The 22,972-nt window shown below is 69.9% G+C and carries 19 protein-coding genes; 11 read left to right on the forward strand and 8 right to left on the reverse strand.

Annotated elements, in window-relative coordinates:
- A partial coding sequence (locus AC1DK4_RS32015; protein WP_477132012.1) for a hypothetical protein occupies positions 1-2,653 on the forward strand: 2,653 nt, incomplete at its 5' end.
- 7 nt (positions 2,654-2,660) lie between these two features.
- Here AC1DK4_RS32015 and AC1DK4_RS32020 read toward each other — a convergent pair.
- The 5 genes from AC1DK4_RS32020 to AC1DK4_RS32040 form a co-directional block, all read right to left on the reverse strand.
- Positions 2,661-3,425, reverse strand: a complete 765-nt coding sequence (locus tag AC1DK4_RS32020; protein WP_441617311.1) for an IclR family transcriptional regulator — start codon at positions 3,423-3,425, stop codon at positions 2,661-2,663.
- Between the two features lie 85 nt (positions 3,426-3,510).
- Positions 3,511-4,821 (reverse strand): MFS transporter, encoded by a 1,311-nt coding sequence (locus AC1DK4_RS32025; RefSeq protein WP_441617313.1) that lies wholly within the window; start codon positions 4,819-4,821, stop codon positions 3,511-3,513.
- A gap of 425 nt (positions 4,822-5,246) precedes the next feature.
- Positions 5,247-8,267 (reverse strand): c-type cytochrome, encoded by a 3,021-nt coding sequence (locus AC1DK4_RS32030; RefSeq protein WP_477132013.1) that lies wholly within the window; start codon positions 8,265-8,267, stop codon positions 5,247-5,249.
- Entirely contained in the window at positions 8,264-8,770 is a 507-nt protein-coding gene (locus AC1DK4_RS32035) for a (2Fe-2S)-binding protein (RefSeq protein ID WP_441650302.1), read from the reverse strand. Before AC1DK4_RS32035 ends, AC1DK4_RS32030 begins: the two co-directional genes overlap by 4 nt.
- Before the next feature lie 132 nt (positions 8,771-8,902).
- A complete protein-coding gene (locus AC1DK4_RS32040) occupies positions 8,903-10,057 on the reverse strand; it encodes an FAD-dependent monooxygenase (RefSeq protein WP_441617319.1) in 1,155 nt (384 codons plus the stop codon).
- Between the two features lie 381 nt (positions 10,058-10,438).
- On the opposite strand from AC1DK4_RS32040, the gene AC1DK4_RS32045 reads away from it, so the two are divergent.
- The 4 genes from AC1DK4_RS32045 to AC1DK4_RS32060 are packed head-to-tail and all read left to right on the forward strand — an operon-like array spanning position 10,439 to position 13,811.
- The gene (locus AC1DK4_RS32045; RefSeq protein ID WP_477115665.1) at positions 10,439-11,191 is read left to right on the forward strand and encodes a maleate cis-trans isomerase family protein; all 753 of its coding nucleotides are present in this window, start codon (positions 10,439-10,441) and stop codon (positions 11,189-11,191) included.
- 17 nt (positions 11,192-11,208) lie between these two features.
- Positions 11,209-12,051, forward strand: a complete 843-nt coding sequence (locus tag AC1DK4_RS32050) for an alpha/beta fold hydrolase (protein WP_441650301.1) — start codon at positions 11,209-11,211, stop codon at positions 12,049-12,051.
- Positions 12,052-12,079: 28 nt separating this feature from the next.
- On the forward strand, positions 12,080-13,183 hold the full coding sequence (locus tag AC1DK4_RS32055) for a 2,5-dihydroxypyridine 5,6-dioxygenase NicX family protein (protein WP_441650300.1): 1,104 nt from the start codon (positions 12,080-12,082) through the stop codon (positions 13,181-13,183).
- Positions 13,173-13,811, forward strand: coding sequence for an N-carbamoylsarcosine amidohydrolase (locus tag AC1DK4_RS32060; RefSeq protein ID WP_441650299.1), 639 nt, complete (start codon positions 13,173-13,175; stop codon positions 13,809-13,811). Before AC1DK4_RS32055 ends, AC1DK4_RS32060 begins: the two co-directional genes overlap by 11 nt.
- Before the next feature lie 10 nt (positions 13,812-13,821).
- Here the strand turns inward: AC1DK4_RS32060 and AC1DK4_RS32065 are convergent, their stop codons facing one another.
- Positions 13,822-14,556 carry a TetR/AcrR family transcriptional regulator gene (locus AC1DK4_RS32065; protein ID WP_477132014.1) on the reverse strand — a complete coding sequence of 245 codons (735 nt, stop codon included), beginning with the start codon at positions 14,554-14,556 and terminating at the stop codon, positions 13,822-13,824.
- Positions 14,557-14,702: 146 nt separating this feature from the next.
- On the opposite strand from AC1DK4_RS32065, the gene AC1DK4_RS32070 reads away from it, so the two are divergent.
- Positions 14,703-17,042, forward strand: coding sequence for a xanthine dehydrogenase family protein molybdopterin-binding subunit (locus AC1DK4_RS32070; protein WP_441650297.1), 2,340 nt, complete (start codon positions 14,703-14,705; stop codon positions 17,040-17,042).
- Positions 17,043-17,048: 6 nt separating this feature from the next.
- On the opposite strand, the gene AC1DK4_RS32075 is transcribed toward AC1DK4_RS32070, so the two are convergent.
- Positions 17,049-17,558, reverse strand: coding sequence for a MarR family winged helix-turn-helix transcriptional regulator (locus AC1DK4_RS32075; protein WP_441617330.1), 510 nt, complete (start codon positions 17,556-17,558; stop codon positions 17,049-17,051).
- A gap of 519 nt (positions 17,559-18,077) precedes the next feature.
- Between AC1DK4_RS32075 and AC1DK4_RS32080 the strand changes: the two genes are divergently transcribed.
- Both AC1DK4_RS32080 and AC1DK4_RS32085 read left to right on the forward strand, forming a co-directional pair.
- Positions 18,078-18,206, forward strand: coding sequence for a hypothetical protein (locus tag AC1DK4_RS32080; RefSeq protein ID WP_441650296.1), 129 nt, complete (start codon positions 18,078-18,080; stop codon positions 18,204-18,206).
- Positions 18,207-18,212: 6 nt separating this feature from the next.
- A complete protein-coding gene (locus tag AC1DK4_RS32085) occupies positions 18,213-18,680 on the forward strand; it encodes a YbaN family protein (RefSeq protein ID WP_441617333.1) in 468 nt (155 codons plus the stop codon).
- Here AC1DK4_RS32085 and AC1DK4_RS32090 read toward each other — a convergent pair.
- Positions 18,677-19,363, reverse strand: a complete 687-nt coding sequence (locus AC1DK4_RS32090; protein WP_441617335.1) for a TetR/AcrR family transcriptional regulator — start codon at positions 19,361-19,363, stop codon at positions 18,677-18,679. The genes AC1DK4_RS32085 and AC1DK4_RS32090 overlap by 4 nt on opposite strands.
- A gap of 140 nt (positions 19,364-19,503) precedes the next feature.
- Between AC1DK4_RS32090 and AC1DK4_RS32095 the strand changes: the two genes are divergently transcribed.
- The 3 genes from AC1DK4_RS32095 to AC1DK4_RS32105 all read left to right on the forward strand — a co-directional run bounded on the left by AC1DK4_RS32095 (position 19,504) and on the right by AC1DK4_RS32105 (position 22,725).
- Complete coding sequence (locus AC1DK4_RS32095) at positions 19,504-20,520, forward strand: LLM class flavin-dependent oxidoreductase (RefSeq protein ID WP_441650295.1); 1,017 nt, start codon at positions 19,504-19,506, stop codon at positions 20,518-20,520.
- A gap of 466 nt (positions 20,521-20,986) precedes the next feature.
- Entirely contained in the window at positions 20,987-21,961 is a 975-nt protein-coding gene (locus AC1DK4_RS32100) for an aldo/keto reductase (protein ID WP_441650294.1), read from the forward strand.
- A 23-nt stretch (positions 21,962-21,984) separates the two neighbouring features.
- On the forward strand, positions 21,985-22,725 hold the full coding sequence (locus AC1DK4_RS32105) for a haloacid dehalogenase type II (RefSeq protein ID WP_441617341.1): 741 nt from the start codon (positions 21,985-21,987) through the stop codon (positions 22,723-22,725).
- Positions 22,726-22,972: the final 247 nt, after the last annotated feature.

Here is a 22,972-nt window from a genome sequence, read left to right on the forward strand (position 1 = left end):
GCACCAAGCCGGGCACGAAGCCGGGCACGAAGCCGCGCACGCGCCGCCGCCCGGGGCGGCGCGCGCCGATGTGCAGGAGGGCGACGGTCCCGACGCCATCGAGCCTGCCGCCGTGCCGGCCACCGCCTCGCTGCTCGGCCAGTTCGACTACCTCTCCACCGTCAGCGGCGGCGGCTACCTCGGCGCCTTCTTCTGCAGCCTGTTCGTGCCGGGCCGCCTGAAGCCAGGCACCAACGGCGTCGAGGCCGCGACGCTGGCCTACCGGACCTTGCAGCAGGAGCCACCCGGGCGCATCCGTTCCTCGGTGTCGTACGCCGGCGATCCCGGCCGCGCCGCGGTGGCGTGGCTGCGCGAGAACGGGCGCTACCTGACGCCGACCGGCGCCGGCGACTCGCTGTACGCGGCATCGCTGGTGGTGCGCAACTGGTTCGCCATGCAATACGTGATCGGCAGCGCGTTGCTGCTGTTGCTGGCGGTACTCGCGCTGCTGCGTCACCTGGCCGTGGGCACCTATATCGATCTGGGCCGGCACGAGATGGACCTGCTGCATGACGCACGGCAGGTCTTCAACGAAGGCGGCCTGGCGATCTGGTGGAGTGAACTGATGTGGCTGCCGCTGGCCGCGCTGCTGCTGTTCGCGGTGCCGCCTGCCGTGGCGTACTGGCTGGTCTACCCGCATCCCGCCGATGCGCGCCCGGCGCTGCGCTTCGACAGCCTGGCCACGCGCCTGGCCGCGCTGGCGGGCGTCGTGATGCTGGGCCTGGCGGCATGGCTGCACCGCATGGGGCCTGGCCTGGCGGTGGCCTGCCTGTTGCTGGGCGCGGCGGTGCTGGCCCTGCTCGGCGTAGCCTGCTGCTTTGCGCTGTGCCGCGTGCGGCCGGCCACCGTGCAGGCCTACCGCGTGCGTGCCACGCGCTTGCTCAGCGGCGCCGTTGGCACCGTGCTATGGCTGGCGGCGCTGGGCGTGGCGGATACCGTGGCGCGCACGTTCTACCTGTACACGCAGTCCACCGGACATCCCTGGGGCGCACTCGGCCCGGCCGGGCTGCTGGGCGGCGTGGTCTGGCTGATCCGCTACGGCGCGGGCCTGGTCGACGGCAAGGGCGGCGACGGCAAGGCTGGCGTGACCGGCTGGCTGTCGCGGCTGCCGGTATCGCTGCTGGCCGGCATCGCCGCGGCCGTGGTGGCGATGCTGGTCTTCGTGCTGTGGTCGTGGCTGGTCCTGTGGGTGCGCTGGAATGGCGGCGAGCCGGTCGACTGGCTGGTGTTCGGCAATGCCTACACCACGCCTGTGCTGGGCACGCTGAGCGCCCTGGCGCTCGGGCTGACGCTGATCGCCGGGCGTTTCGCCGGCTTCCTGAACCTGTCGACCTTGCAGCAGTTCTACTCGGCGCGGCTGACGCGCGCCTACCTTGGCGGCTCCAACGGCCAGCGCTTCGCGCCTGCCGCGGGCGAGGGAACGGCGGCGCGCCAGCACGCCATCCAGCGCGCCCGCCTCAGCGTCGCCGAGCCCGCCGATGGCGATCCGCTCAGCCTGAACGCCTACTACGATCCCGCCATGCTGGCGCCGCTGCACCTGATCAACATCACGCTCAACCTGACCGTGGATCCGGCCGAACAACTGGTGCAGCGCGACCGCAAGGGCAAGCCGCTGTGCATCGCGCCCGGGCCGTTCACGCTGCCGGCCACCACGGCGCGCGGGCTGCCCGCCGACGCCTTCGTGCGCTTCACGGTGGACGGGCAGCGCTACTTTCCGGAAACGCACAAGGCCGGCGGCAGCGAACTCTCGCAGGCGCGCACGCTTGGCGACTGGATCGCCACCTCGGGCGCGGCCATCTCCACCGGCCTTGGCCGCTCCACCACACTTGGTACCTCGCTGCTGCTGGGCCTGGCCAACCTGCGCCTGGGCACGTGGTGGCCGTCCTATCCGCTCGATGCGGGCAGCGCACCGCGCGCCGGCGGTGCCGAGCGCGACCGCGTGCAGGACGACCGCCCCGACCGGCCCTGGCTGGGTGCCTTCATCTCGCTGTTCCGCACGCATTACTACCTGGCCTGCGAGCTGAGCGCGCGCTTTCACGGCACCCGCCGCGGCTGGCAGTACCTGTCGGACGGCGGCCATTTCGAGAACACCGCGGTGTATGARCTGCTGCGGCCGGAGCGCGCGGTGTCGATGATCGTGCTGTGCGATTGCGGGGCGGATCCGAACTACCAGTTCGGCGACCTTGCCAACCTGATCCGCCTGGCGCGCATCGACATGGGGCTGGAGATCGTGGTCGACACCGCCGCCGCCGGGGATCCCGTGCTCGGCAGCGTGTTCGGCACGCCAGCGGATTTCACGCCGCAGGCCCGCGCCGCGGCCTGCGAGAAATGCGCCTTGCTGCTCGATGTCTATCGCGCCGACGAGCCTGCCGCCACACGCAGGCCGGTGACGCGCATCGTCCTGCTCAAGCCTTGCCAGGTCGCCAGCGCACCGGCGGACGTGCGGCAATACGGTGGCAGCCATCCGGCCTTTCCGCAGGAACCCACCAGCGACCAGTTCTTCGACGAGGCGCAGTGGGAGAGCTACCGCGAACTTGGCTTCGCCATCGGCCAGCGCGTGTTCGGCGGCGGCGCGGCGGGCGATGCGGTGGCACGCGCGCTGTGGGCGCGCTGAGCAGACCCTAGCGTCCGAAACCGACGACTTCCTCGAGCCGCCGGCTGGCGTCGCGCAGGGCATCGAGCATGCGCGGCACCGCCTCTTCATCCAGGCGCTGCTGCGGCCCGGCGATGGCCAGCGAGCCGACCACCGCGCCGTGGTCGCGCGACCACAGCGGCAAGGCGAGCCCGGCTACGCTGGCGGCTGCCTCGCCGCGCGTGTGGGCCCAGCCCTGCGCGCGGATCTCCGCCAGCTGGGGCTCGATCACGGCCGGATCCGTCGTGGCCAGGCCCGGCTGCGCATGCGCGGGGTCGCTGGCGTGCGCGAGCACGCGGGCGCGGAAGGTGTCGTCCTGGAAAGCCAGGATGACCTTGGCATGGGCACCCGCATGCAGCGGGAACCGCTGGCCCAGCTCGATCGAGAAACGCAGCTGGTGCTGGCCTTGCACCATGCCCACGCACAGGCCTTCATGGCCGTCCAGCCATGACAGGAATACCGTCTCGCCGCTTTGCGCGGCAAGCTTTTCCAGCACCGGCTGCACTACCTCGGCCGGCGAGAAGGTCTTGCGCACCACCTGGCCCAGCTCGAACAGCCGCAGCCCCAGTGAGTACTTGCCGCTGGCCGCGTCCTGCACCAGGAAGCCGTTGGCGGCGAAGGTCGCCAGTACGCGGTGCACCACCGCGTGGTGCACCCCGCTGTGCTTGGCCAGCTCGCGCACGCCCCAGGTGGGCTGCCGCACCGTGAAGTAGGTCAGCAGGGCCAGCGCGCCGTCCAGAGTCTTGAGAGTCATACCATGTTCCCGCTTTGCATGGGCAGCATGGTACGGATAAGCGGCGCGCGGCTCAATGTCCGCGCGCCGCCCGTGTCGCCGCGGCTTAGCGGTTGACCACCCTGGCTGGCATGGCCAGCACCAGGAAGCAGGCGCCCAGCAGGCAGCCGGCGAACAGGATCAGGCCGGCGCTGGGGCTGTGGAACGTGTCTTTCAGCCAGCCCAGCAGGTAGGTGGCCGCGAAGCCCCCGAGGTTGGCGATGGAGCAGGCCAGCGCGATGCCGGCGGCGGCCGCGGTGCCGCTCAGGAACGTCGACGGCAGGCACCAGAACACCGGGAAGGTCGCCACGATGCCCACGTTGGCCAGGGTCAGCATCATCACGGTGGCGGAGGCCGAGCCGGTGACGAAGGTGCTGCCCACCAGGCCGGCCGCGCCCGCCAGGATGGGGATCACGATATGCCAGCGGCGCTCGCGGGTCTTGTCCGAATGGGCGCCGTTGAGCAGCATCGCCACGACCGCCACCGCGTGCGGGATGGCCGTGAGCAGGCCGATATGCAGCGGGCTGGCCACGCCGGTGTCGCGGATGATGGTGGGCATCCAGAAGCCGATCGAGTAGGTGCCCATGAGCAGGCACATGTCGATCAGGCCCAGCATCCACACGCGGCGGTCGGTGAAGGCCGCCTTGAGCGAATGGCTGCTTTCCGTGAGCACGTCGGACTCCAGGTTGCGCTGCAGGACACGCTTCTCGTCGGGCTGCAGCCATTTGGCGTCGGCAATGCCGTTGGGCAGGTAGATGAACACCATCACGCCCAGCAGCACCGAGGGAATGGCTTCCAGGAAGAACAGCCATTGCCAGCCGGCCCAGCCGTGCACGCCGGCGAACGCCGTCATGATCCAGCCGGACAGCGGGCTGCCGATCATGCTCGCCAGGGGCAGGCCCATCATGAACAGGGCGATGATCTTGCTGCGCTTGTGGGTGGGAAACCAGTAGGTCAGGTAGAGCAGCACGCCGGGGAGGAAGCCCGCCTCGGCCGCGCCCAGCAGGAAGCGCAGCACGTAGAACTGGGTCGGCGTGGTGACGAACATGGTCGCGCCGGACAGCAGGCCCCACGTGATCATGATGCGCGCGATCCACAGGCGCGCGCCCACCTTCTGCAGCACCAGGTTGCTCGGCACCTCGAACAGGATGTAGCCGACGAAGAACAGGCCGGCCCCGAGGCCATAGACCGTCTCGCTGAAGTGCAGGTCGTCGAGCATCTGCAGCTTGGCCAGCCCGACGTTGATGCGGTCGAGATAGGCTGCGAGATAGCAGGCGCAGAAGAACGGGATCAGGCGCCACGTCACCTTGCGGTAGACGTCGGGCCGGGACGCGGCGGGCAGTACGCCCGCCGCGCCGTCTTGATACTGATACGACATGTTCACTCCTTTGTTTTCTACCGTTGTCTGCCGTTGGGTGTCTTCGCCAGTGCTGCCGGCGGCGGGCCGCCGTCTTGCTATGCAAGCTGCGGGCCAGCGCCTGTGCAGTGATGGCTGGGTCGTTTTCTTATGGTTTGATGCGGGCCGCAGGGCACATTGGCCGTCTGCCGTGGCGCCGTCCTTGTGCAGGGCCGGCACCGCTTTCCTTCACGCCGCACTCATGTAGTGCCTGCTACATGATCATTCAGCGTAAGCTACATGAAACAGCCGTGCAAGGGCGAGGGCGTGGTTTTCTCCTCGGGGTTTTCCCGCCTGGAGGCGCTATCAGGGTCAAGCGAAGCGGTCCAGGCCAGGCGTAACTGCCGCAGGCAAGCCGTACCTGCCATGGCCGTGCGGCGAAGCCGGGACCGCCTCGATAGTGCTTCTCAGTGCGAAGGCGTGGCACGGGCCCTGGCCAGCGTCTCGTCGACGTTGTCCCAGGCGGGTTTGTCGGGGGCGAAACGGGCGCGCAGGTAGTGCACCAGTTGCGTCAGCTGGGCGTCGTCGAGGCTGTCGCCGAACGCCGGCATATAGCCCAGCGCGCTGGCCGCCGGCGCCGGGATGCCGTCGAGCAGCACGCGGATCAGGTTGTCGGGCTTGTCGCCATGCAGATTGGTATTGAGCGCCAGCGAAGGCTTGATGCCGAACTGGCGGATGCCCTGCTCGCCCTGGTGGCACACCGCGCAGGCGCTCTGGTACAGGCGCTGCGCCGGCCCGGCGAGCGCGCGCGCGGCAGCGGCGCTGCGCTGCTCGAGCAGCGCGGCCTGCGCGGCTGCCTGCGCCGCGTCCGGCGCGTTCTCGCCGAAGGACGCGACATAGTGCGCGATAGCCCGCACATCCTCTTCCGGCAACAGCGCCAGCTCCTCGACGACGGGCGCCATCGGTCCCGCCGCTGCGCCGTGATGGGGCGCGTAGCCCTGGCGCAGGTATGCGAACAGCGATTGTTCGGTCCACGGCACCGGCGCGCGCGACAGCGTATTCAGCGCGGGCGCCTCCCAGCCTTCGGCCTCGCCGCCGCCGAGGTAAGCGCGGCCGCCACGCTCGGCACCCAGCGCATTGCGTGGCGAATGGCAGGCGCTGCAATGCCCCAGGCCTTCGGCCAGATAGGCGCCGCGGTTCCATTGCGCGCTGCGCGCGGGGTCGGCTTCGAAGGGCTTGGCGCGATGGAACAGCAGGTTCCACCCGGCCATCAGCGGGCGCAGGTTGTAGGGGAAGGCCAGCGCCGTTTCCGGCGCCCTGGCGCGCACCGGCTCGGCCGCCATCAGGTAGGCGTAGAGCGATTGCAGGTCGGGGTCGCTGACCTTGGCGAAGGCGGTGTACGGAAAGGCCGGGTACAGATGCCGCCCGTCGCGGTGGATGCCCTCGCGCATGGCGCGCTCGAAGGCGCCGTAGGACCAGTTGCCGATACCGGTTTCCGGGTCCGGCGTGATGTTGGTGCTGTAGATGGTGCCGAACGGCGTATCGAGCGCCAGCCCGCCGGCGTTGCGCACGCCGCCGGGCGCCGTGTGGCAGACCGCGCAGTCGCCGGCGGCGGCCACCAGGCGGCCGCGTTCGATGGTGGCCGCCGAGTAGAAGCCGGGCGCGGGCGGCGCCACCGGCGCGATCGGCGCGCGCCAGGGCATGGCGGTTGCGATCAGGCCGGCGGCGGTCGTCGCCGCGGTGGTTGCGGCGGCAAGCAGCCAGTTGCGCTTGCGCCTGGCGCCGCGCGCATCCGTGCCGCCTGCCTGCGCGGCCAGCGCGGCGCGCAGGCGTTCGCCGCTGAAGGGCGGCTCGCGCAGGCGCACGCCGGTTGCGTCGAAGATGGCATTGGCCACGGCGGGCGCGGCCGGCAGTGTCGTCGCCGCGCCGGTGCCGAGGGTCGCAGGGCCGAGCGTGCCGGCGACGCGCACGGTGGGCAAGGGCGCGTCGGCAAGCGCCGGCAGGTGATCCTCCTGCTGCAAGGCCTGCGTCTCTCCCCAGCTGTCGAAGCCGCCGCCGGCGGTGAGGCGCTGCGCGGCGCGCATGGCTTGCTGCTGCAGTGCCGGCGCGTCGGCGGGGACAGGCTTGCCCGCAGCTTCGCCGTCGTGGCCCAGCGTGATGCCGGTCACGCTGACCTCGCCCGTGGCCGCGTCGACTTCGACGTCCGCCACCCATGCGGACCAGCTCCGCCCGGCATGGGCGTCGCCGGCGTCGATGGTGCTGGCGTAGGCGAAGCCACGCCCGCGCCGCACATTGCCGCTGCCTTGCGCGCGCGTGGCGCGCGGCTGCCAGCCGGCCTGGGCGGCGACACGGCCGACCAGCGCGGCGCCGCGAGCGTCTTCGAGATGACGCAGGCGCAATGCCACCGGATCCTGCGCACTGGCGGCCGCGATCTCGTCCAGATGCGATTCGCGCGCGAAGACGTGCGCGCGCGCCGTCTGTCCTGCTTGCCCCGCTTGTTCCGCCGGCGCCGCGGCAGGCGGCTGGCCCGGCGCGTCGGCCTGTGTCACGCGCAGGCTGGCGAAACGGTAGGGTGGCAGGATGGCGTCGCTCGCGTCGGGTTGCGCAGCGCCGCCATGCGCATCGGGGCGGATCTCGCTGACGGGCGACGGCGTGCCGGTCAGCCAGAGCGCCAGCGGCGGCGCACTTGCCAGCGCCGCGCTGTGGCGCGCGTCAATGGTGGCATCGGCAGCATAGGCCGTGATCTGGCCATCGCTCGCCCATGCACTTTGCAGATGGATGCCGGCCCACGCCTGCGTGGCGCCGAGTTCATGCGCCTGCACCCGCACGCGCACCGGGCGGCCGGCGGCGTGGGCCATCAGCGCTGCGTCGGCGGCGGCATGGTGGGCGTAAAGCGGGTCTTCGCCGGACGCGCCATCGTCCATGGCCTGCCAGCAGACCAGCGTGATGCGGTCCGCGCCGATCCCAAGCAGCGCGGCCAGTTCGGCGCGCAGGGCGCCGGGCGTGCGGCTGGGCAGCCAGACGCGCAGCGCGCCGCCGCGCCAGTCGGCAATGGCGGTGCAGCCACCGGGCTGCGTGCCGGCCAACGGCCAGCGGTAGTCTTGCGTGCTCCCGCCCGCGGCGCTCGCCGTGGCCTGGGCGGCATCGCCGTGCGCGGCGATCACGCGGGCGCCGGGCCGCAGCTCCGGCTTGCCGGTATCCGGCGCGCGCCAGCGTGCGCGCAATGCGCTGGCAGCCTGGGCCGCCTGCTGCGCGGTGCCGGCGGCAATGCCGAGAAAGTTTGCGCGCCGCGCCACCGCGGCCACGCCGGCCACCGCGCGCGCGGCGGCCTCATCGCAATCGACCAGCCGGGCGCTGCGCAGGGTGCCGGCCTGCCACGCAAGCTGCGGGGGCCGCACCATATGGCAGGCGAGGCAATCCGCTGCTTCCGGTGGCATCCAGGGCGCCGCGCCGGCCTGGCCGGCGACGATCTCGTCGCGCCCGCTCATGGCGCGCCTTCCGGTCCGGCAGCCTGGCGCAGCAGCACGGCGGCGCGCTGCACCGCGCGCAGGATTTCCACATGCGTGCCGCAGCGGCACAGGTTGAAGCGCAGCGCCTCGCGGATCTGCGCTTCATCGGGACACGGGTTCTCCGCCAGCAGCGCCTTGGCGGTCATGATCATGCCGTTCAGGCAGTAGCCGCATTGCGCCGCCTGCTCGTCGATAAAGGCCTGCTGCACGGGGTCGGGCCGCTCCGGCGTGCCCAATCCGTCGAGCGTGGTCACCGCGCGCTGCGCCACGGCCTTGACCGGGATCACGCACGAGCGTGCCGCGACGCCGTCGACCAGCACCGTGCATGCTCCGCACTGGCCCAGCCCGCAGCCATACTTGGGGCCGTTGCATGCCAGGTCGTTGCGCAGGATATAGAGCAGCGGCGTGTCGGGGTCGACCTCGGCATCGAGCAGGTGCGTGGTCCGGTTGACCCGGAGGGTGAGGGGGCGGGGCGTGTGCATTCCAGTGGGGCGGGGGCGTTCCAGAACATCACTCTGCGAGGCCCGGTCCCCGGCTCCGGCGCCATGCCTGCGACGTGGGCAGGCATGTGCGGCCGGAGGCCCCGGGGGCCTGGCGGTATTGCCGGATCTGGCTCAGGCGGCGATCGCCACCTGCCCGGCTTGCGCCAGCGGCACGTTGAACACATCGTAACCGAAGCACCAGTCCGGGTTCTCGTTGGCGCGCAGCCAGGTATTGTTGTGCGAAACAAGCTGCACCTTGCTGGCGCGCGCGGCGCGGTTGGCCTCGTACAGCGAGAAGGCCGTGCCGAAGTCCGACAGTCCGGTCTGCTCCAGGCAGCGCGTCAGCATGGCGGCATCCTCGATCGCCATGGCCGCGCCCTGCGCCATGTGCGGCTTCATCGGGTGGCAGGCGTCGCCCAGCAGCACCAGGCGGCCGCGGCTCCACAACGGCAGCGGGTCGCGCTCGAGCAGCGGCCACTTGGTGACTTCCACCGTGCCCTCGATCAGCGACTGCACCCCTGTGTGCCAGCCGTCGAAGGCAGCGCGCATCTCTTCGATGCTGCTCGGCAGCCAGCTCTTGCTCAGGTCCCAGGTGGGCTCGGGCACGCCGGTCACGTAGTAGATCTCGTCGAGCTTGCCGGTGTCGAAGTAGACCATCATGTGACGGTCGTCGGCCCACCATTTGGTGCAGCGGTCGTGCGTGAAGCCCTTCACGCGCGAGATCGGGAACACGGCGCGGTGCGCCACGTAGCCGGTGTAGCGGGGCGGCTCGGCACCCARCAAGGTCTCGCGGATGCGCGAATTGATGCCGTCCGCGCCGATCACGATATCGGCTTCGTCCACCGTGCCGTCGGTAAAGCGCAGGCGTACCGCGTGCCCCAGGTCTTCCACGCTGTCCAGCTTCTTGTCGAACAGCAGCGTGCCCGGCGCTACCGCCTCGGTCAGCAGGGCGTGGAAATCGCCGCGGTGCACGGTCAGGTAGCTGGCCCCGTAGTGCGACAGCGCGTAGTCGCCGAGCGGGATCTGCGCGACCACTTCGCCGCTCTGCCCGTCGCGGCTGTACCAGAAATCCGGGTGGCAGCCCATCTGGTTGAGCGCATCCTCGATGCCGATGCGGCGCATGATCTTCATCACATTGGGCCCCACATGGATGCCCGCGCCCAGACGCGAGAACGCCGGAGCCTGCTCATACAGCCTGACCTCGAAGCCGCTGCGCTGCAGCAGCGCCGCGGCAGCGGTCCCTCCCAGTCCGGCCCCGATGATTGCGATCCGTGGTTTGCCTTGCACGATATTTCTCCTGGCGATGTATGTGGGTCTGGAGCGGCCTTTCGGCCAGTTGGTGAAATCGAGTGTACACACCATAAAAATGGAAGTAAAGGAACGATATGCGCGTCCTATGGAAAACCCTTATCCGGATGTGATTGCAGCGGTGCATTGCACTGTACACGGGAAAATATGCCCATTTTCAGGCATCATTTCGTTAAGCGAGCACTGAATAAGTGCGGCACGCGCGGCGCATTGATTTGTTGTGAAATTACAGTGTGTACACTACAATCGTTCGCAAGGTACCGGGGCGCTGGCAAGCCGCCGGGCCGCCGTGCAAGGAGCTGGCCACGCAAGCGCAGCGCCTGGGCGGGTGGACAAAACAGATGGATGATGGAGTCGACAGTGCAGAAAAATTTCCGTATCGGCCAGATCGTGCCGAGCTCGAACACCACGATGGAAACCGAAATCCCGGCGATGCTCGCGGCGCGCCAGCTGGTTCGGCCCGAACGCTTCACCTTCCATTCCAGCCGCATGCGCATGAAGAAAGTGGTCAAGGAAGAGCTGGCGGCAATGGACGCCGAATCCGACCGCTGCGCGCTGGAGCTGAGCGACGCGCGCGTCGACGTGCTGGGCTACGCCTGCCTGGTGGCGATCATGGCGATGGGACACGGCTACCACCGCGTCTCCGAGAAGCGCCTGCAGGCCCATACCGCGGCCAATGGCGCCGATGCGCCGGTGATCACCAGCGCCGGCGCGCTGGTGGACGCGCTCAAGGTGATCGGTGCGAAGCGCATCGCCGTGGTCGCGCCGTACATGAAGCCCCTGACCGAGCTCGTGGTGGACTACATCCGCAATGAGGGCTACGAGGTGGTGGACTGGCGCGCGCTGGAGATCGCGGACAACCTGGAGGTAGGCCGCCACGACCCTGCGAACCTGCCGGGCATCGTCGCGCAGATGAATACGAAGGACGTGGATGCCATCGTGCTGTCCGCCTGCGTGCAGATGCCCTCGCTGCCGGCCGTGGCCAAGGTGGAAGCCATGACCGGCAAGCCTGTCATCACCGCCGCCATCGCCACCACCTACGCCATCCTCAGGCAGCTCGATCTCGAACCGGTGGTGCCCGGCGCGGGCGCGCTGCTGTCGGGCGCCTACTGAGCGCGAGAGAGCCAGCCATGAGCGAGTTTCTCTACGGCGGCCATGTGTCCGCCAACGGCATCCGCCAGCACTACCTGCGCTACGGCGGCAACGCCGGCGCGCGCGCGCAGCGCGACGCGGTGATCATCGTGCCCGGCATCACCAGCCCGGCCGTCACCTGGGGCTTCGTCGGCGAACGGTTCGGCCAGCACTTCGATACCTATGTCCTCGATGTGCGCGGCCGCGGCCTGTCGGCCGCGGGCGATACGCTTGACTACGGCCTCGATGCGCAGGGCGCCGATGTGCTTGCCTTTGCCCGGGCACTCGGCCTTGCGCGCTACGCCATCGTCGGCCACTCGATGGGCGCGCGCATCGGCATCCGTGCGGCGCGCGCCAATCCCGCCGGGCTGACCCGCCTGGTGATGGTGGACCCGCCGGTGTCCGGTCCGGGCCGCCGCGCCTATCCGTCGCAACTGCCCTGGTATGTCGATTCGATCCGCCTGGCGCGGCAGGGCATCGATGCCGAGGGCATGCGGCGCTTCTGCCCGACCTGGACGCAGGACCAGTTGCGCCTGCGCGCCGAGTGGCTGCATACCTGCGACGAACGCGCGGTGGTGGCCAGCTTCGAGGACTTCCATCGCGACGATATCCACGCCGACCTGCCGGCGCTGCGCGTGCCCGCGCTGCTGATGGTGGCCGGCCGCGGCGATGTCATCCGCGCGGAAGATATCGAGGAGATCCGCGGCCTGCTGCCCGCCGTGCTGGTGGCGCGCGTGCCCGATGCCGGCCACATGATCCCGTGGGACGACGAAGCCGGCTTCTACCGCGCGTTCGGCGATTTCCTCGGCGCGCCGCTCGTGTGCGACCAGACCGCCGCCTGAGCGCGCCACCGCCAACCAAGGAGAAACCATGCCCGTAAGCGATCACGACCTGACCCAGGCCTGGCGCCAGGTGCTCACCTTGTCCAGGCTGCAGCCCGGACAGACCGTCACGGTGCTGACCGGCGCCGCCACCCACCCGCAGACGCTGCGCACCGCGCAACTCGCGGCGGCGTCGATGGGCGCCATCGTCAACCGGCTCGACCTGCCGCCCGTCAACGGCGAGCGCGCGCTCAGCCGCGACGCGCTGGCCTATCTCGGCACCACGCCGCTGACCGGCAACCCGGCCGCCATCGCCGCGCTCAAGGCCAGCGACCTGGTGCTGGACCTGATGACGCTGCTGTTCTCGCCCGAGCAGCACGAGATCCTGTCCGGCGGCACCAAGATCCTGCTGGCGGTGGAGCCGCCCGAAGTGCTGGTGCGCCTGGTGCCCACCGAGGACGACCGCGCGCGCGTCATGGCCGCCACCGCGCGGCTCGGGCGCGCCAGGGAAATGCACATCACGTCCGGCGCCGGCACCGACCTGCGCTGCGCGCTGGGCGAGTTCCCGGCCATCAGCGAGTACGGTTTCGTCGACAAGCCCGGGCGCTGGGACCACTGGCCGAGTGGCTTCGTGCTGACCTGGCCGAACGAGGGCGGCACCAGCGGACGCATCGTGCTCGACCGCGGCGACATCCTGCTGCCGATGAAGTCCTATGTGCAGGCGCCCGTCGACATCACCGTGCGCAATGGCTATGTCACGCATATCGAAGGCGGCCTCGACGCCGACCTGCTGAGCGACTACATGGCCTCCTTCAACGATCCGGAGGCCTACGCCATGTCGCATATCGGCTGGGGCCTGCAGCCGCGCGCGCGCTGGTCCACGCTGGCCATGTACGACCGCGAGGCCACCATCGGCATGGACGCACGCGCCTTCGAAGGCAATTTCCTGTGCTCCTTCGGTCCCAACAACGAGGCCGGCGGCAGCCGCACCACGGCTTGCCATATCGATATCCCGGTGCGGCATTGCACCGTGCGGCTCGATGGTGAGGCGGTGGTCGAGCGCGGCAAGGTGCTGGACGGCTGGCACCAGGCCGGCCAGGCGCAGTCGAACCAGGGGCAAACACACGAGAGCGGAGCCACCCATGCACGATGAAGCCACCACCTACCAGCGCCAGGGCTTTGGCGCCACGCTGGCGCCCAGGGCGCCCTACGGCCTGCTGATCATCGACTTCGTCAACGGCTTCGCCAATCCGGAGGTGTTCGGCGGCGGCAATATCCCTGCCGCCATCGCCAACACCGTGCCGTTGCTGGCCACCGCGCGAGAGCAGGGCTGGCCGGTGGCGCACAGCCGCATCGTGTTCGCCGACGACGACAGCGACCAGAATATCTTCACCCTGAAGGTGCCCGGCATGCTGGGCCTGAAGGAAGCCAGCCACGACAGCGCCATCGTGCCGCAGCTCGCGCCGCGCGCCGGCGAGCTGGTGGTGCGCAAGACGGTGCCCTCGGCCTTCTTCGGCACCTCGCTGGCGGCGTGGCTGACGCAGCGTGGCGTGCAGACGCTGCTGGTGGCGGGCTGCGTCACCAGCGGCTGCGTGCGCGCCAGCGTGGTCGATGCGATGTCGCTGGGCTTTCGCCCGCTGGTGCTGTCCGATTGCGTGGGCGACCGCGCTATCGGCCCGCACGACGCCAACCTGTTCGACATGGCGCAGAAATACGCCAGCGTGATGCCGCGCGACGAGGCGCTGGCGTTGCTGGCGCGCGCCGGTGGCGATGCGCGCTGAGCCGGGGCGGCTAGGCGCGCCGGGCGCGCGCGGCCTTCCTGGGAGGCGCGGGCTCCGTCGGCGCCGCGACCGGCGCGCTGCCGGACGGGACCACGCAGACCGTGCTCAGCACGGTGCGCTGCATCATGTTGCGCCAGTGCTCGAGCGCGGCCTTGCTCATCATCGGCTCGCCCAGGAAGGCGCTGAGCGTATGATGGTTCGAGTTGTAGAAGTAGCCCAGCGAGGCGATCACCAGGTAGACATCGCGGGCGCGCACATCGGCATGAAACAGGCCGGCGGCCTTGCCGCGCTCGAGGATGCCGTCGAGCACCGACAAGGCATAGCTGGAAATGTCCCTGAGCCGGCCGGATTTCTTGGCGTGCTTGCCCTGGCTCATGTTCTCGCTCGACAGGATGGCGACGAACTCGGGATGCTCCAGGTAGTAGTTCCAGACGAAGTCGACCAGTTGCGTCAGTGCGCGCACGGGGTCCCCGGCGTCGAGCTTGAGTGCCTGTTCGGCCTCGTTGAGCTGGGTGTAGATGGTTTCCAGCACYTCGACGWASAGCTKTTCCTTRCTGCCGAAGTAGTAATAGATCATGCGGTCGTAGGTCTTGGCCAGCGACGAGATGCGTTCCACGCGCCCGCCCTCGTAGCCGCCCATGGCGAAGACCTTGATGGCTGCCTTGAGGATCTTGGCCCGGGTGTCCTGAGCCTGCCGGGCCCGGGTTCCGGCTGCCGCGCTCTTCCTAGCGGTCGGGGTGTTCATATGTCTGGGGCCTGAAGCCGCGTTGCTGTGCTGATCAAGGCTGGGAGTATAACGGGCAGGGCATGGCGCGCCGCAAACGCGGCGCCCGCGCGCGCACCGAAGTGATGAACAAGGGATGGACAAGGGATGGACGAGTGAGGGAAGCCATGCAAACCGACCCCGCCGCCGCGCAGGCCGATGCGCGCGCATCATCGTCAGTGGCCGCCTCCGCGACCTCGCCCGGCGCGCTGCGCGACGCGCTGCTGCGCAGGCAAGGCGCCTTGCTGGTGACGCGCGCGCCACAGGCCGCGCCGCGTCCGGCGCCGGGGCAGCCCGGCGCGGCATCGGACTATGTGGCGGCGCAGCCTGACATCTTCGTGGCGCTGCTCGACAACGGCGAGATCCTCGCCTTCAACGGCCATGTGGACCTCGGCACCGGCATCCGCACCTCGCTGGCGCAGATCGTGGCCGAGGAGCTCGACGTGCCGGCCGCGCGCGTGGCGATGACGCTGGGCCATACCGAGGCCACGCCCAACCAGGGCCCCACCATTGCCAGCGCCACCATCCAGATCTCGGCGCTGCCGCTGCGGCGCGCGGCGGCGCAGGCCATGGCCTGGCTGCGCGAACGTGCCGCGCAGCGGCTGGGCGTGCCCGCCGCCACGCTGGCCGCCGACGACTGCCGGCTGCACGTGAAGGGCGCGCCGGACCAGGCACTGTCGTATGCCGAACTGCTGGCGGGCGAACATGTCGAGTTGCCGCTGGCCGACCAGTTCGACACCAAGCCGGTCTCCGAATACCGCGTGGTCGGCCGCGCCGCGGCGCGTGTCGATATTCCCGCCAAGGCCACGGCGCAACTGGCCTTCGTGCATGACGTGCGCGTACCCGGCATGGTGCACGGCCGCGTGGTGCGTCCGCCCTACGCAGGCCGCGATTGCGGCGACTTCGTCGGCACCAGCCTGCGCGGGGTGGACCGCGCCTCGCTCGAGGGCGTGCGCGGCGTCATCGACGTGGTGGTGCAGGGCGATTTCGTCGGCGTGGTGGCGCAGCGCGAGGAGCAGGCCATGCAGGCCGCGCGCCGCCTGCGCGTGGACTGGAAGCCGGTGCCGCCGCTGCCCGCGCTCAATGGCCCGGGCGAGGCGGAGGCCGCGCTGCGCGCCAACCCCGCCACGCGCCGCCAGCTGGTGGACGAAGGCGACGTGGCCGGCGCGCTCGAAGCCGCGCGGGGCAGCGGCAAGGTGCTGTCGCGCAGCTATGCATGGCCGTTCCAGATGCATGCATCGATCGGCCCCTCGTGTGCCGTGGCCGACTACCGCGACGACGGCCTCACCGTGTGGTCCGGCACGCAGAACCCGCATGTCCTGCGCATCGATCTCGCGCGCCTCACCGGTCTCGACGAAGGCTGTATCGAGATCGTGCGCATGGAGGCTGCCGGGTGCTACGGGCGTAACTGCGCCGACGACGTCTGCGCCGACGCCGTGCTGCTTTCGCGCGCGGTGAAGCGGCCCGTGCGCGTGCAGCTCAGCCGCGAACAGGAACACCTGTGGGAGCCCAAGGGCGCGGCGCAGCTGATGGACGTGCGCGCGGCCATCGGCGCCGCCGGCGACCTGCTTGCCTATGACTTCGTCAGCCGCTATCCGTCCAATGACGCGCCCACGCTGGCGTTGCTGCTCACCGGCATCGTCGACAATGCCCCGCGCACGCTGCAGATGGGCGACCGCACCGCGGTGCCGCCGTACCACTACGCCAGTGCGCGCATCGCCTGCGATGACACGCCGGCCATCGTGCGGGCCTCCTGGCTGCGCGGCGTCTCGGCGTTGCCCAATGTGTTCGCGCACGAGTGCCTGATCGACGAGATCGCCCACGAAGCCGGCGCCGATCCGCTCGCCTTCCGCCTGCGCCACCTGCCCGACGAACGCGCCAGCGCGCTGTTGCGCGAACTGGCGACGCACGCCGGCTGGCGCGAAGGCGCGCGCGGCACGCGCGGCACGCCTGGCGCGGACGGCCTGCTGCGCGGGCGCGGCGTGGCTTACGCCCGCTATGTCCATAGCCGGTTTCCCGGTTTCGGCGCCGCCTGGGCGGCCTGGGTGGTAGACCTCACGGTGGCGCCCGATACCGGCGAGATCGTCGTGCAGCGGCTGGTGGTCGCGCAGGACACGGGCATGATGGTCAACCCCGACGGCGTGCGCCACCAGGTGCAGGGCAACGTGGTGCAGGCCCTTGGCCGCGTGCTCAAGGAACAGGTGCGTTTCGACGCGGCGGGCGTGGCAAGCCGCGAATGGGGCAGCTATCCGCTGCTGGCCTTCCCGGAACTGCCGCCGATCGAGGTGCTGTTGCTGGAACGGCAGGAGGAAGCGCCCATGGGCGCCGGTGAGTCGGCTTCGCTGCCGGGCGCGCCGGCCATTGCCAATGCCTTGTTCGATGCCACCGGCGTGCGGCTGCGGCGCGCGCCCTTCACGCCGGAGGCGGTGCTGGCGGCGCTGGCCGGCAGCATCGCGCAGCCGGCCTGACGCCGGCTACGCCTGCGCGTCCGGCGCGGCGTCGCGTTCGCCGCGTTCGTCGCACTCGCTCATCTTGCGCAGCAGGTAGAGGATCGCCACACGTTCGGCCGGGTTGAGGTCGCCGAAGGTCTGCTCGGAGATGCGGTGCGCGAACGGCACCGTTTCCTCGATCAGCGCGAGACCGCCCGGCGTGACGGTGACCACCACCTTGCGGCGGTCGTTGGCATCGTGCGATACCGCCACCAGCGCCCGCGCCTTGAGCCGCTCGATGATGCCACGCACGGTGGCCTGGTCGATGGCGGTGGCGCGCACGATCTCGCTGAGCGAGCAGGAGCCGCGGTCGTTGACCGCGCACATCACCACGAACTGCGCGGCGGTGAGCTGCGAATCGGCAATGGTCTGCTGGAAGATCGCCACATGGCGCTGGTAGGCGCGCCGCAGCAGGTGGCCGACCTGCTCGGTGAAATCGTAGGGTGCGGCGGCGGGTGCTTGCGCGGCGGTCTTGTGCGCGGAGGAAGAGGACACGATGAGCGGTCTGCAGGCAGGGGTAGACGTGCCTGCGAGTATACCGGCCGTGACCGTGCGCGGCAGCATTTATCGCGTGCCATTCCTGCGCATTGCATGCGCGGCATGACGCAGCGCAAGGATGCCGCACGGGCAGCATTTCACAACCGCCACGGCGTCGCCGGGCAGCGCGACGGCAAACCATCGGACGTCGGCGGGTAGCCGCGCAATCCCTCCAGCTAGGTGAATGAACCTCGCCCTGATTCCGACCTCGTTGGCAGCGTCTGTCCCAGGCCAAGGCACTGGCGCCGGCGACTGCCGCCGAAGCGCTACTATATGCCGTGCCGTGCGGTGTGCCGCGTACGGGAATTCGCGCCGGATTCCGGCCTTGCCTGTGTGCGAAAGCCAGCACGGGCGTCAGGGTCTCACCTTGCCCCCTGCCGTGGCGGCGCGCGACAATGGGCACGGCCGCGTGCTGGCGCAGTGGGCGCGTCCAGTCGCCGAAGCATCCGCGCCGGCCAAACCGAGAGAAACCGAGACATGCTGCCGGCCCTTGCCGCCTCTCCAGACAGACTTACGCTGCCGCAGCGTCTCAAGCACGAGACCGCCGCGCAGGATGCCTTCGACCGCTTCGGCGCGTTGCTGCGGCGCCATTCCTCACTGTGGTGACAAGCCTTGGATGATGCCGACGCAGCCTGCGCGCGCGACGCGGTGCCGCCTACGAGGGCCGCCGCCGCGGAGGCTTCCCAAGACACCCCGCTGCGGCTGGCGCGCACGCGCACCGCGCGCGCGCTGCTGACGGCGCTGGCGCTGCTGAGCCTGGGCGTGGCCATCCTGGGGCTGTTCGTGCCGGGGCTGCCGAGCACGGAGTTCGTGCTGCTGTCCGCGTGGGCCGCGGCCAAGGGCTCGCCGCGCCTGCATGCATGGTTGCTGGGCCATCGCGTGTTCGGGCCCATGCTCTATAACTGGCATCACGGCCGCATGGTCAGCCGGCGCGCCAAATGGAGCGCCACGGCCGCGATGACGGTGTGCGCCGGCGTGCTGCTGTTCGGCATGCACCGGCCCTGGCTGGCCTATGGCGCGATTGCCTGCATGGCGTGCGTGCTGGCCTGGCTGTGGTGCCGTCCCGAGCCGCCGGGCTAGGCCGCCTGCACCTCCCGCCCCCTGGCGGCCCTGGTGGCCCTGGTGGCGCGCGCCGCTTTCACGGCCTTGCCGGGCCACGCCTGCATCGCCATCTCCGCCATCTGTTCCAGCGCGATACGCGTGGCGCCGTCGCGCGCCTGCATCGACATGCCCTGCATCACTGCGTTGAAGAAGCGCGCGAGCGCTGCGGCGTCGGCGTCCGCGGCAAGCTCGCCTTGTGCGATGCCGGCCTCGATGCGCGCCTGCATGGCTTGTTCCTTCTCGCGGCGACGCTGGCGCAGGGTGTCCTCGATATAGGCGCAGTCCGCCGAATGGCTGGTGCCGCTCATGAGGAAGCAGCCGGCCGGATTGCCCTTGGCGCTGAACAGCGCGGCCGCGCCGCGGAGCAGCCCGTGCACGGCGTCGCGGGCGCTGCCGCCGGCCTCGAGCGGCCCGTACAGCAGCGCGCCATGCGTCTGCGCATAGCGCTCCACCGCCTCGTAGAACAACTGCTCCTTGCTGCCGAACGCGGCGTACAGGCTCGGCGCCGTGATCGACATCGCCTCGGTCAGCGTGGCGATCGAAGTGGATTCATAGCCATATCGCCAGAACAGCGACAAGGCCTGGCCCAGCGCCGTCTCGCGATCGAATTGCCTGGGCCGTCCGCGGCCCGCACCGGAAACACTCTTTTTCATAGTGGTCATTATATTTTTCCGTTGCCAGTCGCACCAGCGTGTGATTAATATAGCGATCGTTCAATAAATTGCCGGGCTGGCCGCCGTTCTTCCGCCGGACCTTCCGCGGGACGTTTTGCCGCCATCCGTCGCAGTCAATCTTCGTCGCCATGATTCCCTATTCCCTGCTTGACCTGTCCCCCATCGTGGAAGGCGGCGATGCCGGCCAGGCCATGCGCAACTCGCTGGCGCTCGCGCAGCACGCCGAGCGTCTTGGCTACCATCGTTTCTGGCTGGCCGAGCACCACAATATGCCCGGCATCGCCAGCGCCGCCACGGCCGTGCTGATCGGTTATGTCGCCAACGGCACTTCCACCATCCGCGTGGGTTCGGGCGGCATCATGCTGCCGAATCACTCGCCGCTGGTGGTGGCCGAGCAGTTTGGCACGCTCGAAGCCTTGTTTCCCGGCCGCATCGACCTCGGCCTGGGCCGCGCGCCCGGCACCGACCAGTCCACCGCGCGCGCGCTGCGCCGCAGCGCCACGCAGGATACCGCCGACGCCTTCCCGCAGGACGTGGAAGAGCTGCAAGCGTACTTCGATGCGCCGCGCCCCGGCCAGCGGCTGCGCGCCGTGCCAGGCGCGGGCCTGAAGGTGCCGCTGTGGCTGCTCGGCTCGAGCCTGTTCAGCGCGCAGCTGGCCGCCGCCATGGGCCTGCCCTTCGCCTTTGCCTCGCACTTCGCGCCGGGCTTCATGCGCCAGGCGGTGGATCTCTACCGCCAGACCTTCCGGCCCTCCGAGCAACTGGCCAGGCCCCACGTCATGCTTGGCCTCAACGTCTTCGCCGCAGACAGCGATGCGCGGGCGCGCCGGCTGTTCAGCTCGCTGCAGCAGCAGTTCCTGGCGCTGGTGCGCGGCACGCCGGGCCCGATCCGCGCGCCGGTGGACGATATCGAATCGCTGTGGAGCGAGACCGAGGCCACCCATATCCGCCGCTCGCTGGCATGCTCGGTGGTGGGGGACGCGCAGGGCGTGCGCGCCGGCGTGCAGCGCTTTGTCGACGACCTGCGCCCGGACGAGCTGATGCTTACCGCGCAGATCCACGATCACCAAGCGCGGCTGCGCTCGTTCGAAATCGCGGCGCAAGTGATGAAGGAACTGGAGCCCGCCGCGCGCGCCGCCATCTGAGGCGCGCCGGAAAATAGACAGGGCGGCCGGGCCGCCCTTGCCGGCTCGCACGCCGGCGCGGAACAAGACGCGCCAGGCGGCGAGCTTGAACACGCCGACCGCGCGCATCATCGACTGCGCCTGCTCCGCCAGCGCCTGGGCCGCTGCCGCGGCCTGTTTCACCAGCGCGGCGTCCTGCTGCGGCACCGCATCCATCTGGTTGACCGCCTGCCCGACCTGCCCGATGCCGGTGGTCTGTTCTCGCCGCCACGCCGCGCGATCTCCGGTGCATTCACCGCCAGCGCGCCGGCCTGGCGCGCTGCCGCCGGCAAGCTTTGCGTTCCCTGCCTACAATGTGCTTTTCGCCGCGCCTGGACCGGCGCGGCACCTTTGCCGCCGGCAGTCATGCCAGATGGGGTTCGGGCAGGGCAGCGGCCCGACAGCGGTCTGACGGGGGCGGTTCGATGCAACTCGCGGAGCAACACGGATGACCTCAAGCATCACCAACAGCATCACCAGGCGCAAACTGGGCAGGTCCGGGCTGGAAGTCTCGCCGCTGGCATTCGGCGGCAATGTGTTCGGCTGGAGTGTCGACGAAGCCACTTCGTTCAGGTTGCTGGATGCCTTCGTCGGCGCCGGACTCAATTTCATCGACACGGCCGACGTCTATTCCCGCTGGGTACCCGGCAACCAGGGTGGCGAATCCGAGGCCATCCTCGGCAAATGGTTCAGGCGCAGCGGCAAGCGCGCCGATGTCGTGCTGGCGACCAAGGTCGGCATGGACATGGGCGAAGGCCGCAAGGGCCTGTCGCGCGCTTATATCGAGCGCGCGGTGGACGCCTCGCTGCAGCGCCTGCAGACCGACTACATCGATCTCTACCAATCGCACACCGACGACCAGGACACGCCGCTGGAGGAGACGCTGGACACCTACGACCGTCTCATCAAGGCCGGCAAGGTGCGCGCCATCGGTGCTTCCAACTACACCGCCGCGCGCCTGGCCGAGGCGCTGGAGACCAGCCGGCGCCTCGGCCTGCCGCGCTACGAGAGCCTGCAGCCGCACTACAATCTTTACACCCGCAATGAGTATGAGAGCGAGCTGGAAACGCTGGTACTGCGCGAAGGGATCGGGGTGTTCAACTACTACGCGCTGGCCAGCGGCTTCCTGAGCGGCAAGTACCGCTCCGAGGCCGATCTCGACAAGAGCAGCGCGCGCGGCCAGCGGGTCAAGGCCTACCTGGATGCGCGCGGCCTGGGCATCCTGGCCGCACTGGACGATGTGGCGGCGCGGCACGGCGCCAATCCCACGCGGGTCGCGCTGGCGTGGCAGATCGCGCGTCCCAGCATCACCGCGCCCATCGCCAGCGCCACCTCGGTCGCGCAGCTCGACGACCTGATCGCCGCCACGCGCCTGCAACTGGGCGCGGACGATATCGCATTGCTCGACAAGGCCAGCGCCTGAGCGCGGCCGAACCTGGAGCGGACATGGACAGCAAGAAGGAAGACAGCAAGGGCCACGGGCTTGGCGAGGTCAAGGCGCTGGTGTTCGATGTGTTCGGCACGGTGGTGGACTGGCGCAGCAGCGTCAGCGCCGACCTCGCCGCGTTCGGCAAGCGCAAGGGCATCGAGGCGGACTGGGTGGCGTTCGCCGATGCCTGGCGCGCCGGCTACGTGCCCGGCATGGACCGCGTGCGCGAGGGCGAGCGGCCCTGGGCCAATATCGACGTGCTGCACCGCGAGCGGCTCGACGTGCTGCTCGACGAGTTCGGCATCGAAGGCCTGGACGAAGTGGAGAAGGACTATCTCAACCGCGCCTGGCACCGGCTCTCGGGCTGGCCCGACACCGTGCCGGGCCTCACGCGCCTGAAGCAGCGCTACATCATCTCCACGTTTTCCAACGGTAGCGTGTCCTGCCTGGTGAATACCGCCAGGCATGCCGGCCTGCCCTGGGACGCGGTGTTCAGCGCCGATATCGTGCGGCATTTCAAGCCGGACCCGAGGATCTACCGGGGCGTGATCGGCTTTCTCGGCCTGCGCCCGCACGAGGTGATGCTGGTGGCGGCGCACAACGACGACCTGCGCCACGGGCGCTCGCACGGCATGCGCACCGCCTACGTCAACCGGCCTGCCGAATATGGCCCGAACCAGTCCAGGGATCTTGCCGCCGAATCCGACTGGGATGTGGTGGTGAGCAGCATGACCGAGCTGGCGGACCGGATCTGCTGATCCGCCCGGTTTCGTGCTTTCCGTTTCGCGCGGGTCGTCGCATGCGCCGGCCCGCGCACATCCAGGGCGGAGATCCGCGCGCGTGCGCGGCGCATGAAGTGCAGGCCGCACATCGCATGAAGAGGTTTGCCCAAGCGGTTTGCCCAAGCGGCTCCCTGTCGGATACATTAGGATTCCCGGCCGCCCGTCATTCCAGAGGCACATAGAGCCGGCGACGGCGCCAGGCCGGGAGACGACAAGGAGACGA

The organism is Cupriavidus sp. 05N38 (assembly GCF_056397345.1).